Consider the following 19899-nt stretch of genomic DNA (forward strand, 5'->3'; position numbering starts at 1 on the left):
TGCTGTATGTCGGGCAATAAAAAGTCCCTGGAAATCGAAACCCTGCGCGGCCTGGCGTGCCTGCTGCTGGTGCTTTATCACGTGATCGGCCCGTTGGGCGGCGGTTTGAAAATAGACCTGGGTTCGCCGTTCCGGGTGCTCGCCGATTCCATGGTGTACGTGCGCATGCCGCTGTTCACCTTCATTTCGGGGTACATCTATTCCATTTACAAAATCCGCGGCAATGACTTTTCGGCGTTTTTTACCGGCAAGGTGCGGCGGCTGATCGTGCCGTTGTTTTGCGTGGGGGTGCCGTTTTCGGTGTTGCAGGCGGTGGGGCCCGGGGTGAACAAGGATGTCGGTGTGATCGACGCGTTGCTGTCGTTCTACGTGCCGGTTAACCACTTCTGGTTCTTGCAGGCGGTGTTCATCATTTTCATGTTTGTCGGCCTGCTGGAGTGGCGCGGCCTGTTGCGCACGGCGACGCGTCTATACCTGCTGTTTGTGTTTGCGGCAGGGGTGTTTCTGTTACCACCTTTCAAAGTCGATGCGTTTGGCATCAACGGTGCGATCTACTTGCTACCGTTTTTCGTGGCCGGAATGATCGGCCAGGAAAATGTCCGTGCGTTGAAGCAATCGCTCAAGCTGATCGGCCCATGGGTGTTCGTGCTGATCTCGCTGACGCTGTTGTATGTGGCGGCGGTGGATCGCGAGTTGATCGTCAATCGTCGCAGCCTGATCGGTCTGACGGTGGGGTGCGTGTCCTGCATCGCGTTGCTGTCCAGTGATATGCGTTCCAAATGGCTGACTTGGCTGGGCGGCTACTCCTACGCGATCTTCCTGTTCCATGTGTTGTTCGCCGCGACTTCGCGGTTCGTCCTGTGGCGTTTGGGCGTGAAGGACGAAAGCCTTCTGGTGCTGGGCGGCGTGGCTTGCGGTTTGCTCGGGCCGGTCGTGCTGTCGATGGTGTTCAGCCGCTTCAACTTCACCTCGGTACTGTTTCTGGGTGAGCGCGCGGCGGCCAATAAACCGGCCACCCGTATCGCTACAGTGACGCCCACTTGATGAGGGTTCGAATGAAGGACGTGCGCCGTGTTTGCCGTTGATGATGTGCGTCCCGTTGCCGCGACCGTGGTTGAAGTCGGCGACGCACGTGAGCGATTTGGCCAGTGGCGCGAAGGGAAGGCCGGGAAGGTGCTGTCGATCTCGGTGATCGGTGACAGCTACAGCGCCGGGCAGGATTTCTATCTGAACAAATTGGTGCAGCGACTGGCCGGGGAAGTGGGTTTTGCAGGTCCCGGTTATGTCGGCTTCAACCATGGTGCTGCACTCGGTGGTACGCATTACCAATACACCCGTAGCAGCGAAAAGTACTTCAGCGGCGACTGGCAGGTGTCCGGCCTTGGCCAGGCCAGCCCGGACAGTCGTACCGTGACGGGGCGCCCCGGTGCCTGGCTCGAGGTCGATGCCAGCCCTTCGCCGGTGATCGACACAACCGTCACCCAGGCGAAATTGCTTTACCTGGGCAACGGCGAATCCAGTGAGGTGCGCTATCGCTGGGCGCCTTCGCAAGACTGGCAGCCAATGACGCTTGCCGGTTCCGGTGTTCAGGAAGTAGCGCTGTCGGGTGTACCGGCAGCGGCGAATTGGGCGTTCAGACTGGAAGTGGCGAAAGGCGCGCCAACCTTGTTCGGTCTATGGATGAGCAACGATCAGGGTGGCGTGCGGGTGTCCAAGCTGGCGGCATCAGGCGCGGCTTCTGCTGACTTCTACCACGACGATGCTCGATGGCAGGCACAGTGGAAGGCGGTGGTGTCGAAGATTCCCGCCGACCTCTACCTGATCATGCTGGGTGGCAACGATCAGGGCTTTGGCGTGAAACCTGAGCAGTATCTGAAGAACGTTCAGGGCTTGGTGGGGATGGTCCGCGAGATTCAACCGGCCGCGAGCATCAACCTGATCCTGCGCCAGGACACCACGCGATCGAGCGCCTATCCGATGTCGGCTTATGCGCAGGTTTTGGCGCCCTGGGCGCACACGCAGCACCTGGGTTACGTCAATCTGCAATGCGCGTTCGGTGCGGACGTCAAACGCTACGCCGCCATGATCGGACCGGACAGGATTCATCCGGTGCCGGCCACGGGTGGGAAGGTGATTGCCGATTACCTTTATCGAACGATCGTTGGCGGCAACACAGATAGCTGCCACGAAACACCTCCCCTGTAGGAGCTGCCGCAGGCTGCGATCTTTTGATCTGAAAAACAAAATCAAAAGATCGCAGCCTGCGGCAGCTCCTACAAGGCCATCATTTCAAAAGTGTCCAGTTGATGATGATCGCCGGGTCGTTGCAGCAAATGCGTATTAAGGTCGTACACCGTAAAACTGTGGGAGCGTGGCTTGCCCGCGAAGAGGCCGGCACATTCAACATCAATGGTGTCTGACCCACCGCCTTCGCGGGCAAGCCACGCTCCCACAGGGTTTGAGTCGTACACAAACTCTGTGATTGGAATGAAATTTCCCACGCGGGTCGTGGTATTTACAGGGCCGTCATTTCGAAAGTGTCCAGTTGATTGAGCAACTCCGCCGTTTTGCGCGGCATCAACTGCGTATCACACCGGGTCTCCACATTGATGATGATCGCCGGGTCGTTGCAGCAAATGCGCACCCGGAATCGCCAGTCGCTGAAGATCACTTTCAGGCCGTCGCGGTCATCGATTTCCAGCGCCTGCTCGCCATACAGCTGTTTCAGGTGAGCGAGCAGGGGGTAGGGGTCGGCCATCGGCCGGCGTATATCCCCGGACGAGGGAAACATGCCGATGCGCTCCACCAACAGCAGAGTGCCCAGCCAGGGTTCGTTGGCGCTGGGCAGCGGCTGATGCTGTGACAGCCAGCCCATCACCCCGAGGTTGCCCACCTGCGGTTCATCGTTTGCCGAGTGTTGTGCAATGTTCATAGTGGCCTGCCTGAATGAAGAGTGGGCATCGGTGGTGCGCGCATTAATGGCTGTCAAATCGGGGCTCAGCGGCCCTTGAGGTAAACGTTGTCGTAGCAGAAGTTGGTCGCCTGGAGGTAGCCCTCGGCGTCGCCGCAGTCGAAACGCAAACCCTTGAACTTGTAGGCCAGCACGCAGCCGTTTTGCGCCTGTTTCATCAGGGCGTCGGTGATCTGGATCTCGCCCCCTTTGCCCGGTTGGGTGTCGGCGATCAGGTCGAAAATGTCCGGGGTCAGAATGTAGCGGCCGATGATCGCAAGGTTGGACGGGGCGTCTTGCGGGCTGGGTTTTTCCACCATGTGGTTGACCCGGTAGATGCCTTCGGAAATCTGTTCGCCGGCGATCACTCCGTATTTGTGGGTCTGATCGCGGGGGACTTCCTGGATGGCCACGATCGAGCAGCGGAATTTCCTGTAGAGCTCGATCATCTGCTTGAGCACGCCGTCGCCTTCCAGGTTGAGGCACAGGTCGTCGGCCAGCACCACGGCGAAGGGTTCATCACCAATCAATGGACGGCCGCTGAGGATTGCGTGGCCCAAACCTTTCATTTCGACCTGGCGGGTATAGGAGAAGGTGCAGGTATCGATCAACTCACGGGTGCCGGCGAGGAACTTCTCTTTCTCGGTGCCGCGAATCTGGTGTTCCAGTTCATAGCTGATGTCGAAGTGGTCTTCCAGCGCACGCTTGCCCCGCCCGGTGACGATCGCCATGTGTTGCAGACCGGCGTCCCGTGCTTCTTCAACGGCGTACTCGATCAACGGCTTGTTGACGATCGGCAGCATTTCCTTGGGCATTGCTTTGGTGGCTGGCAGGAAACGCGTGCCATAGCCGGCAGCGGGGAACAAACATTTACGAATCATAAAAACATCCTGGAAAGTCATGGATCACAGCCAACGGGTGGGCGCAATAAACGTGAGATGAAAGTTTTATGTTTATTGAGCCTTTACTTTAATACCCGAGTTAAGTTGTTAATGGCAATTATCCATGTGTGCAAAGTGACGTAATGTTATGAGATGTCAGTTTGTTAGTTGATGGTTATTTTTAGTCGGTATCCGTTGATAGTGATGAATGCTTCAGGATGCTAATAAGTACCAAGTCATGCAGTTGGGCGTCCATAAAATATTTATGGTCGGTTATTGAACTAATTGTGAATTGAATTGTTGTCGCTCCTTAGTGTGGCCTGATCGGCACATTTAATAAAGGAGACTTGACACGCGACTTGGTATTTTTTTCATCATGGACCGCACTATGAAGATTCTGGTAACGGGTGGCGCCGGTTATATCGGCTCGCACACCACACTGGCGCTGCTTGAAGCCGGTCATGAAGTTGTCGTGTTGGATAATCTTTGCAACAGCAGTGACGCGGCATTGCACGCGGTGGAAGCCATATGTGGCAAAAGTGCATGGATGATTCGCGGCGACGTCTGCGACAGGGCTTTGCTGGACCGGATTTTCCGCGAACATGCCATCGATGCCGTGCTGCATTTCGCCGGGCTCAAGGCGGTCGGCGAGAGCGTACGCAAGCCGCTTGAGTATTACGAGACCAACGTCGGCGGCAGCATCACGCTGTGTCAGGCGATGGCGGCGGCCGGGGTGTTTCGCCTGGTGTTCAGTTCGTCGGCCACGGTGTATGGCGAGCCTGCACAGATGCCGATTCGAGAGGACTTTCCCACCGGCACTCCCACCAACCCCTACGGCCAATCCAAGCTGATCGTCGAAAACGTGCTGCGCGACCTGAGCCAGGCGGAGCCGCGCTGGAGCATCGCCCTGTTGCGTTACTTCAACCCGATCGGCGCTCACGACAGCGGTCATTTGGGTGAAGACCCCAATGGCATTCCGAACAACCTCGTGCCCTACATCAGCCAGGTCGCGGTCGGCAGCCTGCAGGAGTTATCGATCTTCGGTGACGATTACCCCACGATCGATGGCACCGGGGTGCGTGACTACATCCATGTCGTGGATCTGGCGGACGGACACCTGAAGGCGTTGCAGTCCATCACCGGGCGCACCGGCATTCATACCTGGAACCTGGGCACGGGCGATGGCTACAGCGTGATGCAGGTGTTGCGGGCCTTCGAGCAGGCGTGCGGCCGGCCGGTGCCTTATCGGGTGATGCCACGTCGCTCGGGCGATATTGCCCAGTGCTGGGCCGATGCCTCGAAAGCGGCAAAAGAATTGGGCTGGAAAGCCACGCGCAACTTGCAGGACATGGTCTCTGACACTTGGCGCTGGCAATCGAATCATCCAAAAGGCTTCCTTGAATGATGGCGTTTTGCGCCAATGTTATTTCCGGTCAGGTTGTTAGATATCGTCGGGAAAATACACTGGCAATGATTTTTGCAAGTCCGTAGATATAAACCTGCCGTTCGACATTTATCAGTCAGGTAGGACTGTGAATGAACAACGGATCTTGTTCGCATTTTTGCGACTTGAACTCTACCACCTCTAACGGAGTACTTGATGTCAAAGTGCAATGTTAGAAAGGAGTTGATATGAAGAAAGTAATGGCGATTGCCTTGTTGACGATGTTCAGCAATTGGGCATCCGCAGTTGAAGCGCCGCTGACGGCAGCGACCAATGTAGCAGGTAGCGTGGCAGCTTCTCCCGCCACGGCTGCCAGCACTGCAATGGTGGCCAGTGCCATGGCGGCGTCCAACAGTGGTGGAAGTGCCAACGGTGGTACAACGGGTACGACAGGTACTACGGGTACAACCGGAACGCACAACTAACTGAAGTAACTGTTGGTGCAGTACAAGGTCGCCCGACGAAAGTCGGGTGACTTTGTTTTTGGATTCGCCCTTGAATAGCGTAGTGCCATTATGACTCGTAGTTTTTCTCTTTTAATGTTGGCAAGTCTCGCTTTACAAGGTTGCATGTTTTCCCCCGGTCAATACCTGAGCACCAGCGACATCACGCGCCAAGGGGGCAGTGAAAGCAGCCGGGTCGAGCTCATCCCGATCACCCCCAAGCTGATCTCGATGAACCGGGCCACCCACAAGCGTGAGTCAGTGCCGGCGGAGTTGTTGGCGGCGCCGGCCGAGTACCGCATCGGCAATAACGATGTGCTGTACATCACCGTCTGGGATCACCCCGAGCTGACGGCCCCGTCGGGCGCACAACAGCAGATCGATGCCAACGGTCGTCTGGTGCGTTCCGACGGCACGCTTTATTACCCGTACATCAAGGAAGTCCAGGCGGCTGGCAAAACCATCCAGCAATTGCGAGCGGACATCGAACAGCGGCTGTCGGCCTTCATCGCCGAGCCGCAAGTGGACGTCGCGGTGTTGCGTTTCGCCAGCCAGAAAGTCGTGGTGTCGGGCGCGGTCGCCAAGGCCGGTCCACAAGCGATTTCCAGCAACCCGCTGAGTGTGGTCGAGGCCTTGGGGTCGGCCGGTATCGATACGGCCAGCGCGGATTTGTCCGGGCTGATGCTGACGCGAAACGGGCGGGCCTATCCGCTCAATCTCGACACGCTCAACCAGCAGGACTCCGAGCTGCAGAACGTCTACCTCAAAGGTGGCGATCAGCTGTATCTGCCGTACAACGACAACAAGCGTATCTACGTCATGGGCGAGGTCAATCAGCCGCGCGCACTGACCTTCAAGACGGCGACGATGAACCTGTCCGACGTCTTGGGTTCGGTAGGCGGCTTGAGCCAGACCACTTCCAACGGCAATGCCGTGTACGTGATCAGGGGCGTCGAAAACCTCGATGTGGAGCCGGCGAAAGTCTTTCAACTGCAAGCCGAATCGCCGACCGCCATGGCGCTCGCCACGCACTTCGAAGTGCGCCCCCAGGACGTGGTCTATGTGGGCCCTGCCAACGTGACGCGCTGGAATCGCTTCATCAGCCAATTGGTGCCATCGGCCTCCATTGTCGGTACCGGGGCTTCGGCGGCGAAGAACATGAGTGAAGTCAGCAACAACAGCAACTAAGGCCGGGTCTATCTGTGAGAACGTTGAATGTTGGCGTCTGCGTGATAGCGGCGTTGTCGTTGTGTGGCTGTAACCCGCTGATGGTCGCGTCGTTGACCAACCTCAAATCGGCGGTCAGTGGACCCGATGAGTTGGAGGTGTCCGCCGAGCAAGTGGCCCAGGTGCGTTATCCCCAACTCAAGCTGACTACACCGTCCGGGTCCGGGGTGCTGGCCCTGGTGCGTGAGCGCGGTGACCTGCAATTTTGGGTCGCGTCCGGCAAACAGGTGTTGCTACTGCGCGACGGCCTGGCAGTGCGCAGCGTCGGCCTGGGCATTGGTGGCGATCTGGACGGGACGCGTCTGACCGGTGCCTCACCGTTCAAGCAGGGCCTGCATCAACTGCCGGATGGCTACACCAGCCAACGCCGGATCGACGTTTATCAGGGCCAGGAAGTGGGGGTGACGTTAAACAGTCGCTTCTCTCGAAAGTCCACGGAAACCCTCGAAATTCTCAACAAGGAATACACCGTGCTGCGTGTCGATGAGCAGATTGACGCCCCGGCCATCGGCTTGCGTGCGACCAATCGTTACTGGGTCGACCCCGTTGACGGTTTCATTATGCAGAGTGAACAGCAACTGACCTCGCAACTGCGGGTCAAGATCGTCCAGTTGACCCCTGAACGCAGGCACGCCCGTTGAAGCGGGTCAGGGTGCTATCGGCCTGCCTGCTGTTGTTCGCCAGCGTCAGCCATGGCGCGGTCACCGTCAGTGGTGACGTCGCCAACCCGGGGGCTATCGAGTTGCCGGCGGGCGGGCGGTTGTTGGATGTGATCAGCGTGGCGCAGCCCAATGCCGAAAGTTATTGGCTGGCAGGCGTGCTGTTGCGTCAGTCCTTGCTCGAAGAGCAGGCCAGGCTCAAGGCCGGGGTGCTGTTCGATCTGGACGTGTTGCAGCGCATGGCGTTGCTCTTTGACAGGCCGAGTCGAGCGGCGCTGGCGACTCGCCTGGCCGAGCAAGTCAGGCCGATGCCTGTCACCGGTCGCCAGGTGGCCGTGTTGGACCCGGTCGCGCTGGAAGTCGGCTTTGCGCTCAACGTGCGGCTGGACGATGGCGATCGCCTCATCTACCCGTTGCGTGTCGACGAGGTCGAGGTGCTCGGCGCGGTCGCCGAGCCTTGCCGCCTGGCCCATGTCGAGCAGCAAGAGGCCAGTGATTACCTGCAAGGCTGTGCGCCACTGGCCGATGCCGACGCCGATTACCTGTGGTTGATCCAACCCGATGGCGTCAGCCGGCGGGTTGGCATCGCCCCCTGGAATCGCGAAAGCGGGCATATCCCTGCCGCCGGCAGCAAGATCCTGGTGCCGGTGAAAAGTGACGATCTTGATCCGCCCATACCTGAACTGAATCAGCAGTTGGCCGAATTTCTTGCCACGCAATTGGCTGAGGTGGTTCGTTGAATTTACGTTTTGCAGCTGTGTTGTTATTACCCTGCGGTCTGGCTCACGGCGAGCCGCGCATTTCCCAGAGTGACTTCGGCGGCGTGGGCCTGTTGCAGACGCCGACGGCCAGAATGGCGCCGGCCGGTGAGCTGAGCGTGAACGCCAATCGAACCGACCCTTACAGCCGTTACAGCGTGTCGCTACAACCGCTTGACTGGCTGGAAGGCTCGTTTCGCTACACCGCCATCACTAACCGCCCTTATGGCCCGGAGTCGCTGAGCGGCAACCAGAGCTATAAGGACAAGGCGGTCGACGTCAAAGTCCGCCTTTGGCAGGAGAGCCACTGGGCGCCCGATCTGGCGCTGGGGTTCCGAGACATCGGTGGTACGGGCTTGTTCTCCAGTGAATACCTGGTGGCCAACAAGCGCTATAACAACTTCGATTTCAGTGCCGGCGTTGCCTGGGGATATTTGGGCAATCGAGGCGACTTCGACAACCCACTGGGCGAGCTCGATGACCGCTTCAATACCCGGCCGGACAACAAAGGCACCGGTGACGTCAACGCCGGATCGTACTTTCGCGGCAGCCCTTCATTGTTCGGCGGCGTGAGCTATCAGACGCCTTGGGATCGCCTCAGTCTGAAGCTGGAGTACGAAGGCAACGATTACAAAAACGAGCCCAAGGACAACGTGATCGAGCAGGATTCACCGATCAACGTCGGCGCCGTGTTCAAGCTGACCGACACGCTGGATTTAAGCGCCGCGTGGGAACGGGGCAATACGGCGATGTTCGGGATCACTTTCCACACCAATTTCGTCAGCCGCAAGGCACCGGCCAAGACCTTCGATCCGCCCGCCGAACCGCTGCCACCCAAGGCACCGGCGACGGCACCGGACCAGGTCGATTGGGCCGATGTGTCCGGGCGCCTGCAGCAAAATGCCGGTTACAAGGTCGAGCGCATCACCCAGCGTGGCTCCGAACTGTTCGTGTACGGCGAGCAGTCGCGCTACTTCAGTTCGGCCAAGGCGGTAGGGCGTGCGAGCCGGATTCTGGACAACAGTGTCAACGACGATATCGACTGGTTCACCGTGGTCAACAAGCGCTACGACCTGCCGCTCGAAGAAACCAGCGTGCCTCGCCAAACGTTTCGTGAGGTGCTCAACAACGAAGAACCGATGCAAACGCTGCACCGCACCACCGAGATCAACCCGGCGGTACCGCATAACGAGCAAACCCTGTTCACCGGAACGCCCCAGCACTTTGCATATGGCTTGGGGCTAGGCTTCAAACAGAACGTCGGCGGCCCTGATGGCTTGCTCTATCAGTTCAGCGCCGACGCGGATGCGGAGTATCGGTTCAACCGCAACACCTGGTGGAGCGGGTTGCTCAGCGCCAACCTGGTGAACAACTTCGACAAGTTCACTTATGACGCACCCAGTGGCCTGCCTCGTGTTCGCACGGACTTGCGCCAGTACATGACCACCTCCGATGTCACCATGCCGTTGTTCCAGGTCAGTCATGCCGAGCAGTTGGATAAAGACCTGTATGGCATGGTCTACGGCGGTTACCTGGAATCGATGTTCGCGGGCGTGGGGGGCGAGGTGCTGTTTCGTCCGACAGGCGAGCGCTGGTCGGTCGGTGCGGACCTGAACTATGTGCGCCAGCGCGATTTCGACCAGGGCTTTGGTTTGCGTGATTACAAGGTGCTCACCGGCCACATCACCGGCTACACCGACATGCCCTACGATACGCTCGCGGCGATCAGCGTCGGTCGTTACCTGGCCAGGGATTGGGGCGCCACGCTCGACATTTCGCGCGAGTTCCGCAACGGCGTACGGTTTGGTGCCTGGGCGACGATCACCACCGCCACCGGCGCCGAGTATGGTGAAGGTAGCTTCGACAAAGGCGTTTACCTGTCCATTCCGTTCGACGAGATGATGAGCATGTCGACCATGCGCCGCGCCAACCTCGTCTGGTCGCCTCTGACCCGAGACGGTGGCGCGCGGCTCAATCGCAGCTTCCAGCTGCACTCCATGACCGACAGCCGCGACACCGACCTGTTTTACCGCAACTTTGAGAAGATCGCTGAGTAGTGGTTGTCGAGTAATCGAAGCGCTATGACAGTGATGGCTCTGTTGCCTGCGATGGCGTGAGTACATTCAGCATCTGTGTTGGATATGCTGACGCCTTCGCGGGCAAGCCCGCTCCCACAGGTCTTGTTCTGTCTTAAATATCATGAGCACACCATCAATCCTTGTGGGAGCGGGCTTGCCCGCGAAGAGGCCATCAGCCTCAACATCCATGTCGAAGGTTACCCCTCCCACAAACCCCCAATGACCAAATCGCAGCCACAAAAAAGGGGACTTAATGTCCCCTTGTGGTGGTGTTGCTGAACGTCAGGCCATCAATAGATATCTTTGGACAACAAGGTGAACGGTGTCTTCACCAGGATCTCCCACAGGTCTTGTTCTGTCTTAAATATCATGAGTACACCATCAATCCTTGTGGGAGCGGGCTTGCCCGCGAAGAGGCCTTCAGCCTCAAGATCCATGTTGAAGGTTCCCCTCCCACAAACCCCCAATGACCAAATCGCAGCCACAAAAAAGGGGACTAAATGTCCCCTTGTGGTGGTGTTGCTGAACGTCAGGCCATCAATAGATATCTTTGGACAACAAGGTGAACGGTGTCTTCACCAGGATCTTCAGGTCCAGCCACAGCGACCAGTTGTTGATGTACTTGAGGTCGATCTCGACGCGCTTCTGCATTTTGTCCAGCGTATCGGTCTCGCCGCGGCAACCGTTGATTTGCGCAAGCCCGGTGATGCCTGGCTTGATTCGGTGGCGCGCCATGTAGGCGAGAATTTTCCCGGAGTAGTAGTGGTTGTGGGCAACCGCGTGAGGCCGTGGACCCACCAGCGCCATTTGCCCTTGCAGCACGTTGAACAACTGCGGCAATTCATCCAGCGACGTACGACGGATGAAGCGTCCGACGGCCGTGATACGCGAGTCATTGCGGCTGGCTTGCTTGACCTCTTTGTCATCGTGCACACGCATCGAGCGGAACTTCCAGACCTGAATCACCTTGCCGTTCCAGCCATGGCGGTCCTGCTTGAAGAACACCGGGCCCGGCGAGTTGAGTTTCACCGCCAGCGCGATCAGCAGCAGGACCGGGCTCAGGAGGATGATCGCCAGCAGCGCTACGCTTTTTTCCAAGAGGCTTTTGCTCAGTGCGGCAGTGGGGCGGCTGGTGAGCGGGCTTTCATTCAAGTAAATCGCCGGCAGACCGTCCACGACTTTCACCGAGTGATTAAGCAGCGTCAGGCTGTTCAAGTCCGGTACCCAGACCACGTCAACGTTGGCATCCAGCAAATCGCCGTACATGGCTTCGATTTTTGCGGCTTCAGACAGTGGCAGGGTGATGTACAGGCGTCGAATATCATGAGCCTGGATCAACTCCAACAGGTCTTCCTGTGCACCGACGATGCGAGGGGCGTCCTGTTCCATAGGCGCCGTGTTGCCAGTGCTGACCATGCCCACCAATGGCAGGTTTTCCAGGTGGCTCAGTTTCCTGGCCAGCCCAAGCGCCAACTCGCCGGTACCAACGATCAGCGTTCTGTGTTCGCTTTTGCGTGAGCGCTGGTAGTACCTGGAGAAGGCATGCAGCGGTGCGTACAACAATGCCTGTCCAAGGAAGCCGTACACGGCCCAGCTCAGGATGACCTGCCGGGAAAACAGCTCATCGGCTTTGCAGATGAATGCCATGCAAGCCAGCGCCGCCATCGTCATGGACCAACCCATGAACAGGCGCCCCAACCCCGTCAGGTAGTTATCCCTTTTGCGGTAGACGCCACTGAAGGTGTACGCGGGAACCGAGGCCAGTACCGCCAATGTCGCGCACACCCGGTAGTAGTATTCGACCATTCCGGTGTGCTGTTGCGCGAGTATGAACAGCAATGAAACGACAAAGCCCTGGGCCAATGCCCATTGTCCCCAAAAGGTAAGTCCCTTGAGGCCGGTAGTTCGATTGATACGTAAAGTAAGATCCATGCGATATCCCCAAAAGACGTCCGTTCAGGTTTCGACAGCCGAAAACCAAGTTGTTTAAGCAGACTTATTGTTGTTATTGCAGCGCGTGTCCTGAGGCAAACAACGTCGATACCTCGAGCTGTCTTCAGTCAATAGATTAAGTTATTGGGCGGAGGTGCTGTCTGACGAGTTTTAACAAGATGGCAATGTGCCAACTATTTTAATTGGGGAATAATGAGGCGTTAGAAAAGGTCGATGATTAGGGGGTGAATATAAAGTGCGGGGTTAGGTATTGTAAGGGGAGAGGGGATCAAGAAGTTTAAGCAGGGGGAGGTCAGCAGAGTGCTCTTTTTATTGTTGTAGTCGCACTGCTCTATGTTTTTCCGCCGCGTTCAGGCCGCCTGTTTGTCGAATACGACTTCCTGTATCAGGCAATAGCCACGGTTTCTGACGGCGCGAAACAGTCGCTCACCGTTACTGGCGTTTTTGAACTTGTCTTGCAGGCGACTCAGGCACATTTCCAGGCCGCGATAGTGCTCGGGCTCCCTGCCAATGCTGAGTATCAGTTCGTCTCGGCTGACAACACGCTCTTCATGGCTGAGCATTTTCCGCACCAGGGTGGCTTCCAGTCCGGTCAGACTGATTTCGACGCCTTCTTTAATCAAAGCGTCTTGATCATTGTCAAGTTGCCAGACTTCGTTATAAGGCGCATCACCCTCTATTTTACGGGGGTTGGCATTAGTCTCCACCGAAAGGTTCGGCATGTTGGAGAAAGGATTGGCTGATTGCACTGCTGCCCATTCGGCTTCGAGCGTTGCCAGTATTTTCTGTGTGTCATATTCGATCGAGTGAGGGACGTTCTTCCTTGTCATTCTGGGATAGGTGAACTCCATCAGCACTGGCATGGAAGAAGGTGGCGAAACGCCTTCAATAAACATTTGTGCCTGAGATGTCCCGAATGCGTTGAAGCGTTCGCTCGACAATATGCTTTCAAGCTCACGCTGCGACGTTGAACTGTGCGTCACGACGACAAAGTATTTTCTTGGGAGGGTTGTAGTCGTTTCCATGTCTCTCTCCTGAGGTACACCAGAATTGGCGAAAAGTTCATCGGCAGGGGAGCAATAACTCCCTTGAAAGTAATCGAAAGGCAGGGTTTTGACCCGAAATGGCCCTCGACGAGTTTTCCTCGATGAGCAATAGAATAAGCTTTTATTGTTATGTTTTAGTGTTAACACGGTCATGGAATTGAATAAATAATCATCATTTATGCGACCAGCGGATACACAGGCTGAGGTGCGGCTTATATCTTCGCATACTTGATAAAGGTGTTGGGGTGTGATGGTGCTTTCGCTCGCGCTGTTGCTCTGCTCAGGCTGTCGAAATAAAGCCTCTCATGAGGCGGTATCCGTAGCCTCGAATGCTCTGAATCGCATTTGTGCCATACGTGTCCTTGATTTTTCCACGCAGGCGGCTGATCGATTTCTCCAGTGCGCGAGGGTCATAGAACTTGGTGTTGAGCCCCATGATGCTGGCAATTTGATCGTGACTGAGTATGTGATTGCCAGTTTGCGAAAATGCTTCGAGGATTTTCATTTCTGCGAAGGAAATGTCCAGTTTTCTGCTGGCGTCCATCAAGCAAATACGGGTTGGGTCCAACACTAGGTTAGTTTCCCTTTTCCACTCCTCGCTGTTGAAGAACTCGGCAAGCAAGTCGGAGTCTTCGTCGAGCAAGGGGTTGAACTTGATGCAGCAGTCGGCCCCTGCAAGATAATACTTTATCTTGTTATAGGCGCCGCGGCCGGTGATGACCGCGCAGATGAGGGGGCTCAAGTTGTCGTTGCGCAGATGTTCCACCATTGCAAGACCTTCATCGAGGCCTTGTGGCGCGTCGATAATGATGAAAATGGCCCGATAGGCGCCCGGGTGATCATGCGTCTTATATGAATGACTGTACGAACTGGCATCCAGCGAAATATCGGTGCGCACATGCCTTGCGACTAACGCTTTAAAATGCTCGGCCACGCCGCGGGTACGACCCAAAGTGAGAACACCTGGTTCTTCATTTGTCCGGCGCTGGCTTCTAGTCGCTAAGTTCCCTGTAAGCATCATGCATTGACTCGAATAGGTGCTGACATCGGGATGTTAAAGCACCGGTTCTCATCTGTGACTGACAATTGGTAACATTCAGGCGGAAATCAGACGTGGATCTCGAGTTTTCTAACAATAATTAAGCTTTTCAAGCTTTTAGTTGATTTTCTCGATGGTCTGAACTAGTGAAATGGCGCCCTTAGATGGTGGCAATATGGAATTGTGCCACTATTTTGTAACTATGGCGAGTGGTAGTTCATGTCTTTTTGCCACTGTTGACCTCAGCGTGGATCGCGCCTCTTCGGTTGAGGGGCTGTTAAGTATTCATAGTGTGAGAGCGGTCACAGATTATTGAGTTTCTCCTCTTCAATCGTATTTATTTCTGAAAGTGGAGATCCGGACGATTAATAACAAGTCTTGAGCCTGTGATTTGATAAAGCCTATTCTCCGCCGCCGGGGCAGGTCATCAGTGTGAGTCTACCCGTTGTTTTTAGTTATGCACTTTTATGTGTATTCGGCCTGACGGAGGATTAATGGATTTTTTGACCCTGGTTAATGTGTTGATTTTAGGTGCAGTAGAGGGCCTGACGGAGTTTTTGCCCATCTCCAGTACGGGTCATCAAATTATCGTTGCAGACTTGTTGGCGTTTGGTGGCGAACGGGCCATGGCGTTCAACATCATTATTCAGTTAGGTGCCATTCTTGCCGTTGTCTGGGAGTTTCGGCCCAAGATTCTGGACATCGTCAAAGGCTTGCCGACCCAGCGTCGTGCCCAACGGTTCACACTTAGCCTGCTGATCGGATTTCTTCCGGCCGTCGTGTTGGGCGTGTTGTTCGCCGACAAAATCCACGAGTACCTGTTTAACCCGATCACCGTCGCGGTGGCGCTGGTGGTGGGCGGCATTGTCATGTTGTGGGCAGAGCAGCGCGAACATGCGGTACGCGTCGAACATGTCGACGATATGCATTGGTCCGATGCGCTGAAAGTGGGGTTCGTGCAGTGCCTGGCGATGATCCCGGGCACGTCCCGTTCTGGATCGACCATTATCGGTGGCTTGTTATTCGGCCTGTCACGCAAGGCCGCCACGGAGTATTCATTCTTTCTGGCGATGCCGACTATGGTCGGGGCCGCCGTTTACTCCGGCTACAAGTATCGGGAGCTGTTCCAGGCCAGTGATCTGCCCGTATTCGCCCTGGGCTTTGTGACGGCGTTCTTCTTCGCGATGATCGCCGTACGCGGCTTGCTCAAGTTCATTGCCAGCCACAGCTACGCGGTGTTTGCCTGGTATCGGATCGCATTCGGATTGCTGATCCTGGCAACCTGGATCTTCGGCTGGGTGAACTGGACAGCCGCTGCAGCCGCCTGACCAGATCTACACGCCTGCACGGTAGGAGCGAGCCAGCTCGCGATTCACACAAGAGCACTGCTGGAAACCAGGTTGCCACGTGCATCGCGAGCAATGAGCGATCAACGCCCTTCAAGCAACGCGGCCGCCTGATCCAGCAACGCCAACGGTTCCTTGGCCTTGTGAATATCCACCGACAACAATTGCCGAAACTTGCGTGCACCCGGAAAACCGGTGCCCAGTCCCAACACGTGCCGAGTGATGTGGTGCATTGAACCGCCCGCATCGAGGTGCGCGGCGATGTACGGCCGCAACTGCGCCAACGCCTCGGCACGCGTGATCACGGGCGCGGTGCTGCCGAACAGCTGCTGATCCACTTCAGCCATCACATAAGGGTTGTGATACGCCTCGCGGCCCAGCATCACACCGTCGAACGTCTGCAAATGCTCATGGCACGCTTCCAGCGTCTTGATCCCGCCGTTGAGAATAATCTCCAGCTCCGGAAAATCCGCCTTCAACCGCGCCGCCACGTCATAACGCAGCGGTGGAATGTCACGGTTCTCCTTGGGCGACAACCCCTCCAGAATCGCAATCCGCGCATGCACGGTAAAACTCGTGCACCCGGCCTCGCGAACCGTGCCGACGAAATCACACAGTTCTTCGTAACTGTCACGTCCGTTAATGCCGATACGATGCTTCACCGTCACCGGAATCGACACCGCATCACGCATCGCCTTCACACAATCGGCCACCAACTGCGGATGCCCCATCAGGCAAGCGCCGATCATATTGTTCTGCACCCGATCACTCGGGCAGCCGACATTCAGATTCACCTCGTCGTAACCGTGGTCCTGAGCCATGCGCGCGCACGCCGCCAAGTCCAACGGCACACTGCCACCGAGCTGTAACGCGAGCGGGTGCTCGGCTTCGTTGTGGCGTAGGAAGCGTTCGTGATCGCCGTTGAGGAGCGCACCGGTGGTGACCATTTCGGTGTAGAGCAGGGCGTTTTTGGAGAGCAGGCGTAGGAAAAACCGGCAGTGGCGGTCAGTCCAATCCATCATAGGGGCGACGGAGAAACGGCGGGAGAGCGGGGCGGGTGTGGCGATGGGTGCGGGCATTGGGGATCTGGAATCGGTGAGGCTGGGAGGTGGGGGCAGTTTAACAGGAATGCGGGGGTGGGGCTGAGGTGGCTTTTAACCTGGATTCATCATGTTTGCGTGTTGATTCTCGAATTTCTTCCAGCTCAAGTCTGATTTCCGAGCACCTTGACCCTGGGGCACAGGGTTGATGACAGGCGATATTCCCGGTTACCTGCTATTAATCAATGACTGTTCAAGTGCTGGTCCGTCAGGGAGCGCATCATGAATCCATTTATTCGCATCGGCATTGTCGACGATCATCCGCTGTTGCGTGAGGGTGTTGCCAATACATTGAGAAAACGGCTGGATCTTCAGGTCGTCGAGCAGGGCGCCAATGCGCAAGATGCCAGGGATATTGCCCGGCGGATGCTTCCGGACGTGATGTTGATGGACGTCAATATGCCAGGCGATGTTTTCGCCGCGGTGCGATTCATTTCCACTGAGCTACCGGATGTGAAGGTGTTGATGCTGACGGTTTCAGAATCCGAAGATGACGCCTTTTCGGCACTGGAGGCCGGCGCGCGTGGGTATGTGTTGAAAGGTGTCAGCGGACCGGAGCTCGTCCTGGCGATCAGGTCAATTGCCAAGGGTGAGACATTTATCACCCCCGAGGTTGCCAGCAAACTGCTGAGTAACATCGAGGAAAACGAAGCGGAAACTGACAAGTTGGAACTGAGCCGTCGCGAGGAGCAGGTCATCCGAGAAGTTTCGGCGGGGTTGACCAATAAGGAAGTTGCGTCAAAGTTGTTGATCAGCGAGCAAACCGTCAAGAATCACATGAACAGCTTGATGCAGAAGTTGCACGTCCGAAATCGTGTTGAAGCGGTCACTGCTCTACGGCGCTATCAGGAGCGCGAAGCTGTCGGGCGACTTCAGACCAGCGTGGGGAAAACACAAATGGATCCCCAGAATCGCTCCTGACTAGAGTTTGAACTGTGCTTTTACCGAAGTACCAGAGGCGCAGGAATCGATGCTGAACAACCCGCCCAGAGACTCCACGCGATAGCGCAAACCGGCGAGCCCCAATCGGGTTCTGCCGGATTTTTCGAGCAGCATCGCATCCGCCGCCATGCCTGGACCAGCGTCCTTGACGCTGATGATCAATACTCCATTAATGTATTGCGCCTGGATGGCCTGGCCCTCGCCGTTGGCATGGCGGTAAGCGTTGTTGAGGGCTTCTTGCACAAAACGGTACAAACAGAGTTTGAGCGGGAGTGGCGCTGCTTTCGGCAGCTGCGCCAGGGTTAATGTGACCTTGGTACCTGTGCGTTGCTCGTGCCGTTGCGCCACCAGTTGTAACTCGTCCACCAGGCTCAAATCGTTGATTTCCGGTAGCGCCAGACCTCGGGATAAATCGCGGACCTCACGCAATGCGTCAGTGGCGGCGCCACGAATGGTTTCCAGTGATTCCTGATCGACGGCGGAGCAATTCTCGGCCAGGTCGTCGAGCCGGATTAAAATCAAGGTCAATAACTGCGCCGGTCCATCGTGCAGGTCTGCACCAATACGCCGCAAAGTGAGTTCGTTGACTCGGGAAAACTCCTGGGTAGCCGTTGACATCTTGCGCTGGAGTTCGGCATTGCTGATGTGCAAGCGGGTTTGCTCCAGCAGCCGTAAGCGCAGTGCCACTTGTTGTCGCTGGATAATCTTGTCGCCGCGTCGCACGATGAAGAACAGCAGCATCAGCATTGATAACGTCGCGGCGCCAACGACCACCCATACCTCCTGTCGGACGCGGTTGATCTCGCGCTTCAGACTGTCGGCCTTTTCATAAAATTCGCCCACCGCAATGACTTTCCCGGAGTTTGAATTGCGCAGGGGCGCGTAGATTTCATAGAGCGGCAGATTGAGCTTGCGCTCGAACTCGTTCTCATCATCGTTCGGATCTTCAAGGTCGGTGACCACGTTGCCTTTGAGTGCTTCGCTGATCTCATCGAGTGGGAATTTGCGGTTGGTGACGGCTTTATTGGTGCTGTAGACCACCGTGCCATCCGCTCGCCAGATTTTGATCGAGACAATGTGCTGTTTCAGTGAATGACTTTGCGTGAGGCGGTCCAGAGACTGGACACTTGCCGCCGAGAGATTGTTGTCCCGGCTCATCTCCTGCACATAGGGCTCAAGAAACGTATCCATGTACTGAGCGCCTGCTTCTGCTGCGCTATTGACCGCGGCACTTTCTATTCGAACGCTCACCAGATTGCCGACGAAGAACATGGTAAGTCCCAGGATGAGGGAGGCGGCAATAACAAACTGGGTCGAGCGACTGAGATTGCGCGCCAGCATTGTGATCCGGGTTTGCCAGATTCCGTTGCGTGCCCTATCGAAAACTGGGGCAGGCCCGGTCAAAATCTCAGTCTCCTGCGCGTTTAAAGTCCCGTTCTTTGATTCGACGCCTTCATTCGCCATCGGCTGGGTTCCCTGAACGTGATAAGTCGGTTGGAAAACCATGCAACTCAACGAACATCTGGAGATTGCCTGGGCGGGCGTTTCTGTGGGTGCCATGCCCATGACTGACAGTAGTTCACTGTATAGCGATCCGACAGTGTCACGGGCGTGTCCCGTCCTGAAGAGGGTCTACACCTTCTAATCTTTTTCAGGGAGGGTCCCTGTAAGAAGCGACCTTTTTATTGGAGATACCACCCAACCTGAACCAACGCTGTCACCTAGCCAAGTTTCACAATCCCCGTCAACCCGGCAGCCTAGGATGAAGGCACAAATTCAACCCAGCGTGCCCCCACCCCACAGGACACAGAAAATGATCTCGAATCTCGCCAAAGTCGTGCTTATCGCCGGTGCTGTGTTGTTGAGCGCCTGTTCGGGGGTGAGCACCACCCATCGTTATTCCGAAGAAAGCGTACCGCCCAGTGGTTTTGGCCCGGGGCCTACCCACAGTGCCGACAAGATGAATTTCCATGGCAGTGCGCTTGGCAATAGCTTTGGTGAATACAGTTCGGGGTTGTTGCACGACGACTGAT

At 56.5% G+C, this 19899-nt stretch carries 18 protein-coding genes; 11 read left to right on the top strand and 7 right to left on the bottom strand.

Going from position 1 to position 19899, the window contains the following annotated elements:
- Positions 1–6 precede the first annotated feature (6 nt).
- Positions 7–1044 carry an acyltransferase family protein gene (locus ABTV22_RS09410; protein WP_433739620.1) on the top strand — a complete coding sequence of 346 codons (1038 nt, stop codon included), beginning with the start codon at positions 7–9 and terminating at the stop codon, positions 1042–1044.
- A 27-nt stretch (positions 1045–1071) separates the two neighbouring features.
- Positions 1072–2205 carry a GDSL-type esterase/lipase family protein gene (locus ABTV22_RS09415; RefSeq protein ID WP_433739621.1) on the top strand — a complete coding sequence of 378 codons (1134 nt, stop codon included), beginning with the start codon at positions 1072–1074 and terminating at the stop codon, positions 2203–2205.
- Positions 2206–2515: 310 nt separating this feature from the next.
- Here ABTV22_RS09415 and ABTV22_RS09420 read toward each other — a convergent pair whose 3' ends face one another.
- Together ABTV22_RS09420 and galU are read right to left on the bottom strand one after the other, a co-directional pair.
- Positions 2516–2932 (bottom strand): mannose-1-phosphate guanylyltransferase, encoded by a 417-nt coding sequence (locus tag ABTV22_RS09420; RefSeq protein ID WP_433739622.1) that lies wholly within the window; start codon positions 2930–2932, stop codon positions 2516–2518.
- Positions 2933–2997: 65 nt separating this feature from the next.
- Positions 2998–3831: a UTP--glucose-1-phosphate uridylyltransferase GalU gene (gene galU, locus ABTV22_RS09425; RefSeq protein WP_433739623.1), complete on the bottom strand. Its 834-nt coding sequence runs from the start codon at positions 3829–3831 to the stop codon at positions 2998–3000.
- A gap of 388 nt (positions 3832–4219) precedes the next feature.
- On the opposite strand from galU, the gene galE reads away from it, so the two are divergent.
- From galE to ABTV22_RS09455, 6 genes are all read left to right on the top strand, one after another.
- Positions 4220–5236: a UDP-glucose 4-epimerase GalE gene (gene galE / locus ABTV22_RS09430; protein ID WP_433739624.1), complete on the top strand. Its 1017-nt coding sequence runs from the start codon at positions 4220–4222 to the stop codon at positions 5234–5236.
- A 227-nt stretch (positions 5237–5463) separates the two neighbouring features.
- Positions 5464–5700 (top strand): hypothetical protein, encoded by a 237-nt coding sequence (locus ABTV22_RS09435; protein ID WP_433739625.1) that lies wholly within the window; start codon positions 5464–5466, stop codon positions 5698–5700.
- Between the two features lie 90 nt (positions 5701–5790).
- A complete protein-coding gene (locus ABTV22_RS09440) occupies positions 5791–6906 on the top strand; it encodes a polysaccharide biosynthesis/export family protein (protein ID WP_433739626.1) in 1116 nt (371 codons plus the stop codon).
- A gap of 14 nt (positions 6907–6920) precedes the next feature.
- The gene (locus tag ABTV22_RS09445) at positions 6921–7586 is read left to right on the top strand and encodes a YjbF family lipoprotein (RefSeq protein WP_433739627.1); all 666 of its coding nucleotides are present in this window, start codon (positions 6921–6923) and stop codon (positions 7584–7586) included.
- Positions 7583–8344, top strand: coding sequence for a capsule biosynthesis GfcC family protein (locus tag ABTV22_RS09450; protein WP_433739628.1), 762 nt, complete (start codon positions 7583–7585; stop codon positions 8342–8344). The genes ABTV22_RS09445 and ABTV22_RS09450 overlap by 4 nt, the downstream gene beginning before the upstream one ends.
- Positions 8341–10419: a YjbH domain-containing protein gene (locus tag ABTV22_RS09455; protein ID WP_433739629.1), complete on the top strand. Its 2079-nt coding sequence runs from the start codon at positions 8341–8343 to the stop codon at positions 10417–10419. Before ABTV22_RS09450 ends, ABTV22_RS09455 begins: the two co-directional genes overlap by 4 nt.
- 558 nt (positions 10420–10977) lie before the next feature.
- Here the strand turns inward: ABTV22_RS09455 and ABTV22_RS09460 are convergent.
- The 3 genes from ABTV22_RS09460 to ABTV22_RS09470 all read right to left on the bottom strand — a co-directional run bounded on the left by ABTV22_RS09460 (position 10978) and on the right by ABTV22_RS09470 (position 14460).
- A complete protein-coding gene (locus ABTV22_RS09460) occupies positions 10978–12372 on the bottom strand; it encodes an undecaprenyl-phosphate glucose phosphotransferase (protein ID WP_433739630.1) in 1395 nt (464 codons plus the stop codon).
- 371 nt (positions 12373–12743) lie between these two features.
- Complete coding sequence (locus ABTV22_RS09465) at positions 12744–13418, bottom strand: winged helix-turn-helix domain-containing protein (protein WP_433739631.1); 675 nt, start codon at positions 13416–13418, stop codon at positions 12744–12746.
- A gap of 301 nt (positions 13419–13719) precedes the next feature.
- Positions 13720–14460, bottom strand: coding sequence for a winged helix-turn-helix domain-containing protein (locus tag ABTV22_RS09470; RefSeq protein ID WP_433739632.1), 741 nt, complete (start codon positions 14458–14460; stop codon positions 13720–13722).
- A gap of 512 nt (positions 14461–14972) precedes the next feature.
- On the opposite strand from ABTV22_RS09470, the gene ABTV22_RS09475 reads away from it, so the two are divergent.
- Entirely contained in the window at positions 14973–15806 is an 834-nt protein-coding gene (locus ABTV22_RS09475) for an undecaprenyl-diphosphate phosphatase (protein WP_433739633.1), read from the top strand.
- Between the two features lie 101 nt (positions 15807–15907).
- On the opposite strand, the gene dusA is transcribed toward ABTV22_RS09475, so the two are convergent.
- Positions 15908–16903 carry a tRNA dihydrouridine(20/20a) synthase DusA gene (dusA, locus tag ABTV22_RS09480; protein ID WP_433739634.1) on the bottom strand — a complete coding sequence of 332 codons (996 nt, stop codon included), beginning with the start codon at positions 16901–16903 and terminating at the stop codon, positions 15908–15910.
- A gap of 243 nt (positions 16904–17146) precedes the next feature.
- Here dusA and ABTV22_RS09485 point away from each other — a divergent pair, with 243 nt between their 5' ends.
- Positions 17147–17845: a response regulator gene (locus tag ABTV22_RS09485; protein ID WP_433739636.1), complete on the top strand. Its 699-nt coding sequence runs from the start codon at positions 17147–17149 to the stop codon at positions 17843–17845.
- Here the strand turns inward: ABTV22_RS09485 and ABTV22_RS09490 are convergent, their stop codons facing one another.
- The gene (locus ABTV22_RS09490; protein WP_433739637.1) at positions 17846–19330 is read right to left on the bottom strand and encodes a sensor histidine kinase; all 1485 of its coding nucleotides are present in this window, start codon (positions 19328–19330) and stop codon (positions 17846–17848) included. It abuts the gene before it with no gap.
- Positions 19331–19679: 349 nt separating this feature from the next.
- On the opposite strand from ABTV22_RS09490, the gene ABTV22_RS09495 reads away from it, so the two are divergent.
- Complete coding sequence (locus ABTV22_RS09495; RefSeq protein ID WP_433739639.1) at positions 19680–19898, top strand: hypothetical protein; 219 nt, start codon at positions 19680–19682, stop codon at positions 19896–19898.
- Position 19899: the final 1 nt, after the last annotated feature.

This window comes from Pseudomonas putida, from assembly GCF_050990305.1.
In the GTDB taxonomy this organism is placed as follows: Bacteria; Pseudomonadota; Gammaproteobacteria; order Pseudomonadales; family Pseudomonadaceae; genus Aquipseudomonas; species Aquipseudomonas putida_AH.